Source organism: Arthrobacter sp. NPDC092385, assembly GCF_044755105.1.
Lineage (GTDB): Bacteria > Actinomycetota > Actinomycetes > Actinomycetales > Micrococcaceae > Arthrobacter_D.
On the sequence record NZ_JBIVQL010000009.1, the window covers coordinates 164392 to 178899 of the forward strand.

The following is a 14508-nucleotide window of genomic DNA, read 5'->3' on the forward strand; positions in this document are numbered from 1 at the left end:
GGGAGGGGGTACCGGGATACGGCTCGATGGCCGCCAGCGTCAGTCCTCATAGAAGACCCAGTACTTCGAGAGCCAGAAGTTGAGGGCCGTGAAGGCTGCGATCACCAGGAGCAGGAACCACGCCATCGCCGAGGCGTACCCCATCTGGAAGTTCGTGAAGCCCTCCCGGTACAGGTACAGCGTGTAGAACAGGGTCGAGTCGCTCGGCCCGCCGGTGCCACCGGAGACGATGTACGCCTGCGTGAAGGACTGGAAGGCGCCGATGATCTGCAGGACGAGGTTGAAGAAGATGATCGGGCTGAGCAGGGGGAGCGTGATCGAGCGGAACGAGCGCACCATCGATGCACCGTCCACCTCGGCGGCCTCGTAGTACATGCGGGGGATCTGGCGGAGCCCGGCCAGGAAGATGATCATCGGTGAACCGAAGGTCCAGACGTGCAGGAGGATGATCGTGCCCAGTGCCGTGTCCGGGTTGGAGATCCAGCCGGGGCCGTCGATGCCGAACAGGGCGAGGAATGCGTTCACGATCCCGTCGGAACCGAAGACCTGGCGCCAGAGGATCGCCACGGCCACCGACGCGCCCAGGAGGGAGGGTAGGTAGAGGATGGACCGGTAGAGCGCCAGCCCCCGCAGTCCCCTGTCGAGGAGCAGGGCGATTCCCAGTGCCAGTATCAACTGAAGCGGCACCGAGACCACGACATAGGTGACGGTGACGCGGAACGAGGCCCAGAGGCGGCTGTCGTCCATCATGTCGATGTAGTTCTGGAAGCCGATGAAATTGGGCGACTGCAGCAGGTTGTAGTCGGTCATCGAGAGATAGAGCGAGGCGATCATTGGCCCCACCGTGATCAGGAGGAGCCCGAGCATCCACGGGAGGAGGAAGAGATAGGCCACCTTGTTGTCGCGGTAGTTCTCCCGTACCTTCGGGCCGTTCTTCCGCGCGGACCTGCTGATGTTCCGCAGCTCACCGAGACTACTCACCGTTGACCTCCTCGTCGTGACACGGTGCCCGCCCCTTCGTTGGTGAAAGCGGTTTCACGTGCGCTGTACGATTATTACCGACGCCTATGGGATCGTCAAACATCGGCGGAAATGCCGTAAGGGATATCGTGGCGACTACTGAAAGGAGCCCACGTGGCACGACGATCGGGCGCGGCGACCATCGCCGAGGTGGCGCGCCATGCGCGGGTGTCTCCTGCAACCGTCTCCAGGGTCATGAACGGGAACTTCCTCGGTGAACCGGCGATCGCCGAACGCGTGCGCGCATCGGCCACCGAACTCTCCTATGCACCGAACCACCTGGCCCGAAGCCTGGCGCTCGGGGAGACGCGCACCATCGCCTTCGTGGTCCCGGACCTGGCCAACCCGACCTTCCAGACCGTGCTCTCGGGCCTCAGCAAGACGGCGGCACGCGACGGCTACCGCGTGCTGGTGGCGGATTCGGCCGAATCCCCCGCCGACGAGCCGCTCCTGGCCACCGAGATCCGCCGTCGGTGCGACTCCATCGTGCTCTGCGCACCCCGCATGCCCGAGGACGACCTCGTGGCACTGGCGCAGTCCCTGAATCCCCTCGTCCTGATCAACCGCACCACGCCGCGCATCTCGGCGCCGTCGCTGTCGATCGACTACCGCACCGGCATCCAGAACCTGGCCCAGCACCTCTACAGCCTCGGCCATCGCCGGCTCGCCTACCTGCAGGGGCCGGCCGAGAGCGTCTCCAACGCCCATCGGATCAGGGGCCTGGCCGAGTTCGAGGGCTTCGTCAAGGATGCGACCGTCGAGGTACTGCCGGGCGGCGTGAGTTCCGACGAGGGCTATGCGAGAGCCTCGGACGTCATCAGGAGCGGCGCCACTGCGATCCTCGCGTACAACGACCTCGTAGCGGTGGGCCTCATGAACGGCCTCGCCGAACTCGGGGTCTCCGTGCCGGCCGACGTGTCCGTCACGGGGTTCGACGACATCCCCTTCGCTAGGTACACCGCTCCGGCCCTCACCACCGCGTCCGTCCCCCACGAGGAGCTGGGGGTGCAGGCGTGGTCACGGCTGCGCGCCCTGATCCGCGGCGAACGCCCGAGCCACGACGTCGTCTTCCAACCGCGCCTCGAGCTCCGGGGATCCACCGCCCCCGTCCCGGCAGGCTGAAGCCGAACCGTTCGGGTGCATCCATTGACAGCCCCCACCCCCGGTGCTAATTTTCGTGAAAGCGGTTTCTCAGGCCATCTCGGTGGCGGGCAACCACAACAGAAGCGGCACCACGCATTGGTACCCTTCCCAGGCACGGGTGCAGGGCACCCCAAACCGAAATGAGGCGCAATGACGCGTACACCAGCAGGAAACAGCAGGTTCCGCGCGGTCATCGGCACTGCCGCCGTCGCGGCCCTGCTCCTGACCGGCTGCAGCGGGGGCGGCAGCGGCAGCGACAGCGGCAGCGACGGCGGTACCGAGGCCAGCGAGGAGAACCCGGTCACCATCCGCTTCTCCTGGTGGGGCAGCGACACGAGGGCGGCACTGACCGAGGAAGCAATCGCCGGCTTCGAGAAGATGCACCCCGAGATCGACGTGGAACCCGAGCCGAGCGCGTTCGACGGGTACTTCGACCGCCTCGCCACCAGCACGGCGGCCGGGGACGCACCGGACGTGATCACCCTCGGCGGCGCCTATCCGCTCGAGTACGCGGCACGCAATGCGCTCCTGCCCCTCTCCGATGTCTCCGAGGAGCTGGACACGTCCAAGTTCGCACCGTCCATCCTCACCAACGCCACGTACGAGGACGAGCTGTACGGCCTGCCGACCGGCGCCAACACCATCTCGCTGGTCGCCAACCCCCGCATCTTCGAGGAGGCGGGCGTCCCCCTGCCCGATGACGACACCTGGACCTGGGACGATTTCGTCGACATCGCCAACGAGATCTCCGAGAAGGCACCGGAGGACGCCTACGGCTACGAATCCCAGCCGGACGACATGGACCGCGTCTTCATCGCCCAGCGCGGAGAGCCGATGTACAGCGAGGACGGCAAGCTCGACGTCAATGCCTCCACCATGGAGGAGTACTGGGAGATGATCACCGAACTCCGCGACGGCGGCGGCATGCCGTCCGCGGAACTCACCTCTGAGGTCGTCGCGGCGGCACCAGAGCAGACGCTCATGGGCCAGGGACGCAGCGCGATGATGCCTGCGTACTCCAACCAGCTCGCCACGCTGGCCGGTGCCTCGGGTGACGAACTGGTCCTCCTGAAGTTCCCCGGAGAGTCCGAATACGAGCGCCCGGGCATGACGCTGCTTCCCAGCCAGTACTTCACCATCTCGGCGGCCACCGAGCACCCGAAGGAGTCGGCGATGCTGATCGACTACCTGCTCAACTCGACCGAAGCCGGAGAGATCATGCTCACCGACCGCGGAATGCCGGCCAACCCCGATATCCGCACCGCCATCAGCGACAAGCTGGACGCATCGCAGCAGGCCGAGCTGGAGTTCATCGACGACGTCGACGCCTCGGCGGGCGAGGGCCTTCCCCCGCAGCCCGCGGGCGCAGGCATCCACAACGACCTGACGATCCGTCTCGAGAGCGATGTCCTCTTCGACCGGCTCACCCCGGCCGAGGCCGCCCAGCAGTGGGTGGACGAACTGACGAACGCCATCGGCAGCGTCTGACACAACCACCGCAGGGTAGGGAATGGGCGGCGTCCGGGACTGGGGATGCCGCCCATTCTTCGCGTAACAGGAAGATGACCGTACATGACTGAAACTGTTCCGGCACCAGGGCGGATCGACCGCTCCGCACTCCTGGCCCGCCACCGCCCGCGCGTCACCGGCGTCGATCCCCGGTCACCACTCACGGTAGGCAACGGCGAGTTCTGCTTCACGGCCGATGCCACAGGTCTCCAGACGTTCCCGGAGGCCTACCCCGTGGAGGGCCGCTACGGCGAAACCGTAGGAACCCTGCTCGGCACGATGTCCCAGTGGGGCTGGCACTCCACTCCCGCCGAACGACCGCACGATCTCGCCGACGCCACCCGGACCTACGACTCGCCCCACGGCCCGGCGTCCTACGTGGACCTCGGGGGTGAATTCTCGATGCACGAGCAGTCGGGCCAGAGCGAGACCGAGGAGTGGCTGCGCAACAATCCGCACCGCCTGGATCTCGGCCGGGTGGGCCTGTGGCCCGGTGGAGCCACCCTTGGTCCGCAGGACCTCGACGACGTCGACCAGGACCTCGACCTGGAGACCGGACTGCTCTCGAGCCGCTTCACGCTCGCGGGCCGGCGGCTCTCGGTCCTCACCGCCGTCCATCCCGACCAGGACGCCCTCGCCGTCTCGGTCACGGCGGACGACGGCGGCGAGGTCGGCCTGTGCATCCGCTTCCCCTACGGATCGGAGGCGTGGGGCAACGCGGCGGACTGGAGCCGGCCGGAATCCCACTCCAGCGACGTGGCAGCCGCGGACGACGGCTGGAACATCCTCCGCACCCTCGACGACACGGTGTACTCCGTCAGCATCTCGTCGCCCGGAGCTTCCCTCGCGCGCATAGGGGCTCACGAGTTCGCCCTGACCGCGGTGGCAGGCCTCGAAGTGGTCCTCGGATTCGCGCCCGGGGCATCCCGCACTGCTGCCGGCCCTCCCATCGACGTCCGCGCGGCGAGCGCGAACCACTGGCGGTCCTTCTGGCAGTCCGGGGCAGCTATCGAACTCACCGACAGTGAGGACGGCCGCGCCCATGAGCTCGAGCGCCGCATCGTCCTCTCGCAGTACCTCACCGCCATCCAGTGTTCGGGCACCATGCCACCGGCGGAAACCGGACTGACCCTCAACTCCTGGCGGGGGAAATTCCACCTCGAGATGCACTGGTGGCATGCAGCCCACTTCGCGCAGTGGGGACGCTCGGAACTCCTCGAGAGGAGCCTGCCCTGGTACGAGGGCGTGGCGGAGAAGGCCCGGGAGACGGCACGGTCCCAGGGCCTGTCCGGTGCACGGTGGCCCAAGCAGGTGGGCCCGGCGGGCGAGGAGGCCCCGAGCAACATCGGCCCGTTCCTCGTCTGGCAGCAACCCCACCCCATCTACCTCGCCGAGCTGCTCCACCGGGCGGGGAGCGGGGACGAGGCACTGAGGCGGTGGGCACCGATCGTCTTCGAGACCGCGGAGTTCATGGCGTCCTTCGCCTCCCGCGGCCCCGATGGATTCGATCTCGGCCCGCCCATCATCCCCGCCCAGGAGTCCTATGCGGACCAGCGTGCGACGGCGAAGAATCCCACTTTCGAGCTCGCCTACTGGTCCTGGGCCCTCGACGTCGCCTGCCGGTGGCGCGAACGGCTGGGCCTGGACGTGCCGGAGCTCTGGCGTGAGGTGGCGACCACCATGGCCCCCGCGCCCGTGCGGGACGGAAAGTACGTAGCGCTCGCCACGGAGCCGTACCTCGTGCGCGACGACCATCCCAGCATGCTCGCGGCGCTGGGTATGGTGCCGCCGACGCCGGTGATCGACCCCGCGACGATGCGTCGCACCCTGGCGGACGTCCTCGGGGACTGGGACTGGGATTCGGCCTGGGGCTGGGACTTCCCTGTTGCGGCCATGACGGCCACCAGGCTGGGCGATCCGGACCTCGCGGTCGACGCGCTGCTCATGGACCGCCCGAAGAACACGTTCCTGGCCAACGGGCACAACCGCCAGAACGCGAGCCTGCCCATCTACCTCCCCGGCAACGGAGGCCTGCTCTTCGCGGTGTCGCTCATGGCCGCCGGCTGGGACGGCGGGCCTTCGACGCCAGGCTTCGGTGCCGGCTGGACGGTGGCGCACGAGGGACTCGTACGCCACCCTGCCTAGCCCCCGGGTCAGCCTCGGAGGTGCTCTCGCAGCACCTCCGAGAGCCCCACCCGTTCCGCTGTGCGGTCGAAGCGGAAGGAGGAGGCCAGGGTGCGCGCCTGGTCCGGCGACACCCCGGCGAAGCGGTCGCCGAAGCGCTCGGCGAGTGGCTCCGCCAGCAGGATGTGCCGCACCAGGACGGCGATGTGGGGCTGGCGGCCCCAGGGGTAGGGAGCGTAGCCGGGGAACTCGCGGTCGAACACGGCGTCGATGGGATCCAGGATGTCGCGGACACCGGCGTCGGAGCCTCCCCAGGAATCGATGCCGAGCCGCTGCTTGGTCTCGAGTTCGGGCTGGATGAGGGACACATAATCACTGTCGGGAGTCGCCGAGACCAGTCCCTGGAGGCCGATGTCCTTGTAGGTCCACAGCGCCCAGCTCGCCCCGTACTCCCGGTAGATCTCCAACTGGTCCTGCAGCAGCTGGTAGCGCCACGGGTCCTGGGATCGGTCATCCGAGTAGACGGGGCCGAACTCACCGATCCAGATCGGCGTCCCGGTCTTCCTCATGTACTCGGTCCGCCGGAGGAACGTCTGCTCGACGACGCCCCGGTCGAAGTACTCGCCCCGCGTGACGCCGGGGTATTCCTTGGCGCTCGTGATGCCTGGGAGGGCGTAGTCGTGCGCGGTGTAGACGGTATTGGGCAGTGGCTCGCTGCGCCTCTCGAAGGCGCTGAAGTCGGTGGAGTACCGGTTGCCGTCGAGGAAGAGGATGTGGCGGGGATCGATGGTGCGGATAGCCTTCTCGAGCCGCTCGTAGAAGGGCAGCAGCACCTCTCCCGAGGGGTCGGAGGGCTCATTGATCGGGTTGAAGCCCGCCACCTCGGGGCGGTTCTTGTAGCGCTCGGCCAGCGCTTCCCACAGGTGGACCACGCGGTCCTGGAAATGCGGGTGGTCCCAGAAGGTGGCGCGGTGCGTCGGGTTGTCGCTGTGCCAGTGCTGGTTCTGGTACCCGGGCAGTGCATGGAGGTCGAGGATCGAGTAGATGCCATGGCGGGCGAGCAGCGTCACGACGCGGTCGAGCCGTCGGAAGCCCTCCTCCTTGAGCTCGAACGGACGGGCGTCGTCCTCGAAGTGCCGGTAGTTGAACGGGATGCGGACTGAGTTGAGGCCGAGGGAGGCCAGGTGCGCGGCGTCGGCCTCGTCGAAGAAGTCCTGGTAGAAGCCCTCGAAGAAGGCGTCGTAGGCCTCGCTGCCCATCCGGTCCAGGAGCACCCTGCGGATGTCGGCCTCGTTCCCCGGGTAGCCGGTGATGAAGTTCTCCATGTTCATCCAGCCGCCGAGGCCGACGCCGCTGAGCACGATCGGCGTGCCCGATTCGTCGACCAGCCGGTCTCCGTCCACCGTGATCCAGGACAGCTCCGTCATGTGGTTCTCCTTCTCGTAGGGTTCGTACTTTCCGTTCCGGACGCGGCGTCGCAGCAGCGGGTCAGGGTGCTAGGGTGACAGGCCTCGGGATGCCGCCCACAGGCTCCGTGGGCCAGCGCGGATCGACCGTCAGGACGTCGATCCCGGCGTCGGTCAGCAGCGCGGTGTCCTCGACCTTCACGCCCGGTGCGGTCGGGTTCCAGGCGAAGGCCTGGTTCTCCACGAAGCTGCCGGAGGTGGTGGGCGTCAGTTTGGGATCCCGCCCCAGATAGCCCGTGGGGCCGCCCTGGTGGTGGCGCGTCCACTCATCTGCGGCGAAGCCGTGGGCGGGGTAGGCGGAGGCGATGTCGTCGAAGACCTGCACGAAGGTCCGGCCCACGCGCGTGGCGCGCAGGATCTCGGCCTCGACCTCGAGGATCCGCTGCTCGCTGCCGGCGATGTCCGCCGTCGGCCGCCGGAAACGGATACGGCGCGTCAGGTTCGCGATCATCCCCCGACGGCGGGCGCAGAGGACGAGGGTGGCTTCCCCTCCCACGAGGGCGTCGGTGGGGAGCGGGTGGCGGTGGTGGCGGCGGGATTCCCCGGCAACCAGGACCACGAGCGGCTCCCCTCCCATCGCGACGATCCCGCCGGCAGCGGCTGCGGCGATCTCGCGCTCCAGCGCATGCGGTGCCGCCTGCCCGAGGACGTCGGTGGCGAGGGCTGCGAGGTCCGCGCAGAGCGTCCGGTAGTGGGCCAGTTCCTGGGGCAGCAACGAGGCACGTGCCGCGCGCAACTCCCCGGCGATCTGCTGCTCGGACAGGATGCTGGTGCCCGCCCTGCCGGCCAGGAGGTCCGTGGACCACGGGACGGCCTCCACCTGCAGCCCCTCGGGCAGCTCTTCGGCCACCATGCGCTCGGCTTCGTTGGACAGGCAGTGGATGGTTTCCGCTGCCCTGTCGAGCTCCAGCGCGAGGACGGGGGCGCCCCCGATCGGCACAGTCACCCGCGCGCCGTCGAGGTACCAGGCCAGTGATTCGGCGCTGGTCAGCACCAGTGCGTCCGCCTCCGGATGTCCGGCGAGAATCCGGCGGAGCCGGGCCGTCTTCACGATGCGGTCCGGGACGTCGGCATGGGCTGGCGGGGCGGCAGGGCCGAGAAGCGTCATGGTGTCGGATCCATCGTGTCGTAGTGGCGGAAGGAGGTGCCCGGTCTTGCGAACAGTGCCACGAGGGCCACGATCAGGAGGCCGCCGAGGACGGGCGGGAACCACAGCGCCGCGATCGTGGCGATGGATCCCATGAAGACGTCGCCCAGGCGGGGGCCGGCCGTGAGCAGGACGGTGAAGAGACCCTGCATCCGGCCGCGGACGTCGTCGGGTGCGGCGGTCTGCAGCATGGTGGTGCGGAAGATACCCGCGACATTGTCCGCCGCACCCCAGGCACACAGCAGCACGGCGGCGAGCGCGATCGCCGGGATATTGGGATCGCCCGTGCCGTTCCCCGGCGCCAGGGTGACGAGGAGGATCCCGAGGGCGGAGATCGCGAGGCCGGCGCAGCTCGTCGCCCGGATGATGCCGAGCCCCTGCCGCCGGACTGTGCCGAGCGGCCGGGACAGGGCACTGCTCAGGAGCACCCCCACCGCGCCGGCTGTGGTGAGCAGCCCCACGGTCAGCGCTCCCCCACCCAGCAGCGTGGCCCCGAGGGCCGGGAACAGGACCTGCGGCCGCCCGAAGGACATGGCGACCATGTGCAGGAAAAAGGCCATCCTGATGTTGCGCGCAGCCAGGAGGAACTGGAACCCCGAGCGGACGGCGGCCAGTCCGAAACGTGGAGCGTCCCTGGCCGGGGGGATCGCCGGGAGGCTCACGATCCCCAGGATCCCCACGACGTACAGGAGGACGTCGACGGAGTAGGTCCAGGCGAACCCGACCGTCGCGACCAGGATCCCCGCCATGGCCGGGCCGATGGTCGCCTGCAGCCCTGCACTGATCCCGCTCAGGGCGGCCGCCGCGGGCAGGAGTGGCCGGACCACCAGCCGGGGATGGATGGCGAACCGGGCGGTGCCCACGAGCGTGGAACTCGCCGCGCTCAGGGTGGTCAGTGCGTAGTAGGGGGTGGTGTCCCGGACGCCGAGCCAGGCGACGACCGCCAGGCCCACGGTGCTTAACCAGGCGATGACGGAGACGATCACCAGAACGCGGCGGCGGTCGAAGGCGTCCACGACGGCGCCGCCGAAGATCCCGACGAGGATCATGGGCCCGAGCGCGAAGGCGCCCACCAGTGCGACGGCGAACGTGGACTGAGTGAGGTCGTACATGTGGATGCCCACGGCCACGATCGTCGCGTTCGACCCGATCCCCGAGATCACGCCGCTGAGCCACATACGGGCATAGGCCGGGCTCTCGCGGAGCGGCGCGGTATCGACGAGCCAGCCTGCGCGGGACTTGCCGGGCGGAACGGTGGGCATCGCCTGTTTCCTCGTGTCCTCGTCGTCGTGAAAGCGGTTTCACGATCATATCCCGTCGAGTAGAGTGCGCAAGATGGAGTTGCAGAAGCTGTTGACGCAATGAGGATCGGCAGTCACGAGGTCGGCGTGCTGGGCCTGGGCACGGCACACTTCGCGTTCAGGGAGGATCTCGATGCGGAGCTGTCCATCGCGGCGATACGCACGGCGGTCGACCAGGGCGTACGGCTCATCGACACGGCGCTCGCCTACTCCCGGCGGGACGCGCCCGGCTATGCCGAGGCGATCGTCGGACGCGCGCTGGCCGGCGCCACGGCCGGCCCGGAGGTGCTCGTCGCGACCAAGGGTGGGCACTACCGCTCCGGTGAGGACTTCCCGGTGGACGGCAGGCCGGAGGCACTGCGCTCCCACTGCGACGCGAGCCTCTCCGCCCTCGGCGTCGAGAGGATAGGGCTCTACCAACTGCACTGGGTGGACCCGGCCGTGCCGCTGAGCGAGAGCGTGGGTGCACTCGCCGAGCTGCAGCGGCAGGGCAAGATCGAGATGATCGGCCTCTCCAACGTGGACCGGATGCAGCTGGAGGAGGCCCAGGCCGTCACGGCTATCGCCTCCGTACAGAACCGGCTCTCGATGGACCGCCCGGAGGACCTCCCCCTGGCGAAGCTGTGTGCCGCGACCGGGGTCGCCTACTTGGCCTACATGCCCCTGGGAGGAGCAGCCGCGGCCCACGCCGACAGCGGAGTTGCCTGCGCGGCGGTCACCGCCCGCCATGGCGTGAGCTGGCAGCAGGTAGCGCTGGCCTGGCTCCTGCTGCAGCCGAACGTCGTCCCGATCGTGGGGAGCAGCCGGGCGGAGACGATCCTCGACTCCCTCCGAGCCGGCGAGCTCCGCCTCCTCGAGGAGGACCTCGCGCTGCTGCCGCCCGGGTGAACGGCGGGTAGCGCCCTCGGATCCGGGACCCCCGCGTGCCCGGTTTCCGATAATGGGGGTGGCGCCCGTCAGGATGGGACTTCGCCGCCGGCCGCCCCGTAGCCGGCGTGGTCTCACCGAGAGGACTTCCCGCCATGATGGGCGCCCACCATGCTGCCTGCGGCGCCGCCGCCTGGGTCGCCGCCACCACGCAGATCGAGGTTCACCCGGGCCTCCTGCTGCCGGCCCTCCCGGAGTCCGTCACCCTCGGGCTCGGGCTGCTGGACGTCAGCCCGGTCGGCGTCGTCACCGGCGCCCTCGTGACGGCGGGTGCCGCGCTCCTGCCCGATGCCGACCATCACAGTGCCACGATCGCTCATTCCCTGCCGCCGCTGTCCAACCTGTTCTGCGCGGGCGTCGGCGCGATCTCGGGTGGTCATCGCCGCGGCACCCACTCGCTCCTCGGTGTCGCCGCGTTCGTCGCCGTCGCGTTCGTTGCAGGACTCTGGACCGTGGAGACGGTCGAGTTCGGCACCATCTACCCGGGCGCCGGCCTGCTCACGGTGCTGCTCGTCTCCTTCGCGGCGAAGGCCCTGAAGATCATCCCGGACAGCATGCGGAGGTCGCCGTGGGCCGTCGGCCTGACCGCCGGGGCCTTCGTCACCGCGTTCGCGCCGGAGGAGCAGTTCTGGTTCCCGCTCGCGGTGGGCATCGGCGTCGTCGTCCACATCCTCGGCGACATGCTGACCACGGGCGGCTGCAACCCCGTGTACCCCTTCCGCATCCGGCGCCCGCGGAGCCTCGCGAAGCTCCCGGTGGTCGCGCAGGTGTGGCGGCCCAACGGGAACATCGCGGTACCCGTCCTCGGCAATGCGGGATCGGCCCGCGAGTGGTGCCTCCTGGTGCCCGTCTCGCTCTACGCGATGGGCGGCATCGGCTGGGCCATCACCCGGATCGACGACGGCGGCGCGGTGGTCGCGCGCCTCTCCGGTCTCGGGTGACCTCCGGGCGCGACGAAAAAAGCCGGAAACACGGCGGCGCTACTGTCGGGAGTACGTACCGACAGCTGGAGGAAGTCCCATGCACCGCGACGGTTTGTTCTTCGATCCCCTGCAGGACGAGGCGGCTGCGCCGATCCTGCCCGAGCCCGAGCCTGCGCGGCACCGGCGGCCGGACCCGGAGGAGCTCCGGGCCCAGCGCCTCACGGAGCTGGCGCGTGTCCAGGACGAACTGAAGAGGATGGCGCGGGGTTCCTCGCGGCGCTGACCGCCGGCGCGACGGCGGGCGAGGCGACCGCCGTCGTTCGGTGCCGGATAGCTAGCAGCCGTCCGGGCCGCAGGCGGGGCCGTCCGCGGACGGCGTGAGCGAGACCAGCGGGTGGGATTCCTGCCACGCCTGGTCGAGTGCCTGCCGGAAGAGCTCCGTGGGCTGGGCGCCGGAGATGCCGAACCTGCGGTCGACGACGAAGAACGGCACGCCCTGCACGCCGAGCGTCCGGGCCTCCTCGATGTCGTGACGCACGTCCGCAGCGAACCGGTCACTGGTCACGGTGTCGCGGATCTCGTCCTCGCCGAGGCCGATGCCGGTGCCGAGGGAGACGAGGACGTCGACGTCGGACGTATCCAGGCCCTGCTCGAAGTGGGCCGACAGGATGGCTTCCTTGGCGGCGTCGCCCCGGCCCTGGGACTTGGCTAGGTGCAGGAAGCGGTGTGCGGTGAAGCTGTTGCCCACCACGATCCGGTCGAAGTCGAAGTGCAGTCCCTCCCCCTCGGCCTGCTGGGCGAGGTGCTGCCACATCTGGGTGACCTGCTCGGGGGCAATGCCTTTGCGCTCAGCGAGGTACTGCTGCTCCGTGCCGTCATAGTGGTCGGGCAGGCTCGGGTCGAGCTGGTAACTCTTCCAGATGACCTCGACGCTCTCCCTGTGCGGGAAGCCGGCCAGGGCCTTCTCGAAACGGCGCTTGCCCACATAGCACCACGGGCACTTCACATCGGACCAAATCTCAATCTGCATGACTGGTGCAACGGCAAAGAACTCGGGCCCTATTCCCCACGGGGAACAGGGCCCGAGCGTCTTGCTAGCGGCGGTTGAGCAGGTTGCGGAGGATACCGCCGGTCTTGCCCGAGGGGACCGGAGTGCCCCTGCGTCCGCCGGCCAGTCCGCCGCCCACTCCGCCTGCCTTGGTGCGCCCGGTGGTCGGCGTGGTGCCGGTGCCGGACCTGCCGAGGTAGCGGCCCGCTGCGTTCTTGACCATGTTGCTGATGCCCATGAAAGTCTCCTTTGATCGTCCGCCTCTGCACCCGAAACATCAGGTGGCTTACTAGTTTAGGTGCGAGCGGGTCCGGTGGCTAGGACAACAGCAGGACGACGCCGTTCCGGTCCGGGCGTACGGTGGATGAATGAGCGTGCCTACAGATTCCAAGGTCACCTTCGGTCACCGCTTCGCGCAGGAACTGCCCGAGATGGCAGTCTCCTGGCAGGCGGAACAGGCCCCCGAGCCCCGGCTCCTGGCCCTCAACGAGCCCCTGGCGGCCGAGCTCGGCTTCGATCCCGGGTTCCTCCGCTCCCCCGAAGGACTGGCCCTGCTGGTCGGAGCCACCGTACCCGGCGGCGCGACACCGGTGGCGCAGGCCTACTCCGGCCACCAGTTCGGCAGCTTCAACCCGCGCCTCGGCGACGGCCGGGCGCTGCTGCTCGGCGAGATCACGGACACGGAGGGGCGCCTGCGCGACCTCCACCTCAAGGGCTCCGGCCGCACACCCTTCGCGCGCGGCGGTGACGGGCTCGCCGCCGTCGGCCCCATGCTCCGCGAGTACATCGTCAGCGAGGCCATGCAGGCACTGGGCATACCGACCACGCGCTCGCTCGCCGTCGTCGCCACGGGGCGCGAGGTGCGCCGCGAGACGATGCTGCCCGGCGCCGTCCTGGCGCGCGTCGCGAGCAGCCACCTGCGCGTGGGCAGCTTCCAGTACGCCGCGGCCACCGGCAACCAGGATCTCCTCAAGCGCCTCGCGGACCAGGCGATCAGCCGCCACTACCCCGACGCCGCCGCGGCCGAGCGCCCCTACCTGGCGCTGTTCGAGTCGGTCGTGAGCGCGCAGGCCACGCTCGTGGCGCAGTGGATGCTCGCGGGCTTCATCCACGGCGTGATGAACACGGACAACATGACCATCTCGGGCGAGACCATCGACTACGGGCCGTGCGCGTTCATGGACGTCTTCGACTACGCCACGGTCTACAGCTCCATCGACCGCGGCGGCCGCTACGCCTACGCCAACCAGCCGCTGATCGCCGAGTGGAACCTCGCCCGCCTCGCCGAGACGCTGCTGCCCCTCATCGACGAGGACCAGGAGCGGGGCGTCACGACCGCCGTCGCAGCCCTCGAGGCCTTCCGCCCGCAGTACAGCGGCGCCTGGCTCACCGGCATGAAGGCCAAGCTGGGCCTGGCCGACGACGTCGACGACGAGGTCGCCTCTCCGCTCGCCAACGACGTCCTCACCCTCCTGCAGGAGAACCACGTGGACTACACGTCCTTCTTCCGGGGACTCAGCTCCGCTGTGCGCGGCGACGCGCGGCCCGCGCGGGACAAGGTGCTCGACGTCGCCGCCTTCGACGCCTGGGCCGCCCGCTGGCTCGCGCTGGACCCGGACGCCGACGCGATGGACCGCGTCAATCCCGTCTACATCCCCCGGAACCACCTTGTGGAGGAGGCCCTCGACGCCGCGACCGCCGGCGACCTCGAACCGCTCGAGCGGCTCGTCGACGTTGTGACCAGGCCCTTCGAGGAGCGCCCGGGGCTGGAGCGGTACGCCGCCGGAGCGCCGGAGGACTTCGGGAAGTACACCACCTACTGCGGCACCTGAAAGCTTCGGTCTGACCTGCAGGAGTAGGCCTCCACGTAGTCGGGAGCGTGAAGGTGAGTAGTGCCCGA

The 14508-nt window shown here is 69.1% G+C and carries 13 protein-coding genes; 7 read left to right on the forward strand and 6 right to left on the reverse strand.

All coding sequences use genetic code 11. The features are described from left to right. Positions 1-39: 39 nt before the first annotated feature. On the reverse strand, positions 40-981 hold the full coding sequence (locus ACIQCY_RS13215; RefSeq protein ID WP_400484345.1) for a carbohydrate ABC transporter permease: 942 nt from the start codon (positions 979-981) through the stop codon (positions 40-42). A 153-nt stretch (positions 982-1134) separates the two neighbouring features. On the opposite strand from ACIQCY_RS13215, the gene ACIQCY_RS13220 reads away from it, so the two are divergent. The 3 genes from ACIQCY_RS13220 (at position 1135) to ACIQCY_RS13230 (ending at position 5817) form a co-directional block, all read left to right on the forward strand. Beyond that, positions 1135-2142 carry a LacI family DNA-binding transcriptional regulator gene (locus ACIQCY_RS13220; protein WP_400484346.1) on the forward strand — a complete coding sequence of 336 codons (1008 nt, stop codon included), beginning with the start codon at positions 1135-1137 and terminating at the stop codon, positions 2140-2142. A 171-nt stretch (positions 2143-2313) separates the two neighbouring features. Next, positions 2314-3651 (forward strand): ABC transporter substrate-binding protein, encoded by a 1338-nt coding sequence (locus ACIQCY_RS13225; protein ID WP_400484347.1) that lies wholly within the window; start codon positions 2314-2316, stop codon positions 3649-3651. Positions 3652-3735: 84 nt separating this feature from the next. Then, positions 3736-5817: a hypothetical protein gene (locus ACIQCY_RS13230; protein WP_400484348.1), complete on the forward strand. Its 2082-nt coding sequence runs from the start codon at positions 3736-3738 to the stop codon at positions 5815-5817. 8 nt (positions 5818-5825) lie between these two features. On the opposite strand, the gene ACIQCY_RS13235 is transcribed toward ACIQCY_RS13230, so the two are convergent. The 3 genes from ACIQCY_RS13235 to ACIQCY_RS13245 all read right to left on the reverse strand — a co-directional run bounded on the left by ACIQCY_RS13235 (position 5826) and on the right by ACIQCY_RS13245 (position 9671). Next, entirely contained in the window at positions 5826-7223 is a 1398-nt protein-coding gene (locus ACIQCY_RS13235) for a glycoside hydrolase family 5 protein (RefSeq protein WP_400484349.1), read from the reverse strand. Positions 7224-7284: 61 nt separating this feature from the next. Continuing rightward, entirely contained in the window at positions 7285-8370 is a 1086-nt protein-coding gene (locus ACIQCY_RS13240; protein WP_400484350.1) for a M24 family metallopeptidase, read from the reverse strand. Then, a complete protein-coding gene (locus ACIQCY_RS13245; RefSeq protein WP_400484351.1) occupies positions 8367-9671 on the reverse strand; it encodes an MFS transporter in 1305 nt (434 codons plus the stop codon). Before ACIQCY_RS13245 ends, ACIQCY_RS13240 begins: the two co-directional genes overlap by 4 nt. A gap of 99 nt (positions 9672-9770) precedes the next feature. Between ACIQCY_RS13245 and ACIQCY_RS13250 the strand changes: the two genes are divergently transcribed. The 3 genes from ACIQCY_RS13250 to ACIQCY_RS13260 all read left to right on the forward strand — a co-directional run bounded on the left by ACIQCY_RS13250 (position 9771) and on the right by ACIQCY_RS13260 (position 11843). After that, positions 9771-10598, forward strand: coding sequence for an aldo/keto reductase (locus ACIQCY_RS13250; RefSeq protein ID WP_400484352.1), 828 nt, complete (start codon positions 9771-9773; stop codon positions 10596-10598). 134 nt (positions 10599-10732) lie between these two features. Further along, positions 10733-11578, forward strand: a complete 846-nt coding sequence (locus ACIQCY_RS13255; protein WP_400484353.1) for a metal-dependent hydrolase — start codon at positions 10733-10735, stop codon at positions 11576-11578. Positions 11579-11657: 79 nt separating this feature from the next. Further along, positions 11658-11843: a hypothetical protein gene (locus tag ACIQCY_RS13260; protein WP_400484354.1), complete on the forward strand. Its 186-nt coding sequence runs from the start codon at positions 11658-11660 to the stop codon at positions 11841-11843. Between the two features lie 51 nt (positions 11844-11894). Here ACIQCY_RS13260 and ACIQCY_RS13265 read toward each other — a convergent pair whose 3' ends face one another. Together ACIQCY_RS13265 and ACIQCY_RS13270 are read right to left on the reverse strand one after the other, a co-directional pair. Continuing rightward, on the reverse strand, positions 11895-12590 hold the full coding sequence (locus ACIQCY_RS13265) for a DsbA family protein (protein WP_400484355.1): 696 nt from the start codon (positions 12588-12590) through the stop codon (positions 11895-11897). A gap of 64 nt (positions 12591-12654) precedes the next feature. After that, the gene (locus tag ACIQCY_RS13270) at positions 12655-12846 is read right to left on the reverse strand and encodes a hypothetical protein (protein ID WP_400484356.1); all 192 of its coding nucleotides are present in this window, start codon (positions 12844-12846) and stop codon (positions 12655-12657) included. 130 nt (positions 12847-12976) lie between these two features. Here ACIQCY_RS13270 and ACIQCY_RS13275 point away from each other — a divergent pair, with 130 nt between their 5' ends. Continuing rightward, on the forward strand, positions 12977-14440 hold the full coding sequence (locus tag ACIQCY_RS13275; protein ID WP_400484357.1) for a YdiU family protein: 1464 nt from the start codon (positions 12977-12979) through the stop codon (positions 14438-14440). Positions 14441-14508 lie beyond the last annotated feature (68 nt).

Excerpts from the sequence above, each read along its gene's own strand:
- ACIQCY_RS13225 (WP_400484347.1), top strand. The coding sequence starts at position 2,314 with ATGACGCGTACACCAGCAGGAAACAGCAGGTTCCGCGCGGTCATCGGC.
- ACIQCY_RS13230 (WP_400484348.1), top strand. The coding sequence starts at position 3,736 with ATGACTGAAACTGTTCCGGCACCAGGGCGGATCGACCGCTCCGCACTC.
- ACIQCY_RS13235 (WP_400484349.1), bottom strand. The coding sequence starts at position 7,223 with ATGACGGAGCTGTCCTGGATCACGGTGGACGGAGACCGGCTGGTCGAC.
- ACIQCY_RS13240 (WP_400484350.1), bottom strand. The coding sequence starts at position 8,370 with ATGACGCTTCTCGGCCCTGCCGCCCCGCCAGCCCATGCCGACGTCCCG.
- ACIQCY_RS13245 (WP_400484351.1), bottom strand. The coding sequence starts at position 9,671 with ATGCCCACCGTTCCGCCCGGCAAGTCCCGCGCAGGCTGGCTCGTCGAT.
- ACIQCY_RS13250 (WP_400484352.1), top strand. The coding sequence starts at position 9,771 with ATGAGGATCGGCAGTCACGAGGTCGGCGTGCTGGGCCTGGGCACGGCA.
- ACIQCY_RS13255 (WP_400484353.1), top strand. The coding sequence starts at position 10,733 with ATGATGGGCGCCCACCATGCTGCCTGCGGCGCCGCCGCCTGGGTCGCC.
- ACIQCY_RS13260 (WP_400484354.1), top strand. The coding sequence starts at position 11,658 with ATGCACCGCGACGGTTTGTTCTTCGATCCCCTGCAGGACGAGGCGGCT.
- ACIQCY_RS13265 (WP_400484355.1), bottom strand. The coding sequence starts at position 12,590 with ATGCAGATTGAGATTTGGTCCGATGTGAAGTGCCCGTGGTGCTATGTG.
- ACIQCY_RS13270 (WP_400484356.1), bottom strand. The coding sequence starts at position 12,846 with ATGGGCATCAGCAACATGGTCAAGAACGCAGCGGGCCGCTACCTCGGC.
- ACIQCY_RS13275 (WP_400484357.1), top strand. The coding sequence starts at position 12,977 with ATGAGCGTGCCTACAGATTCCAAGGTCACCTTCGGTCACCGCTTCGCG.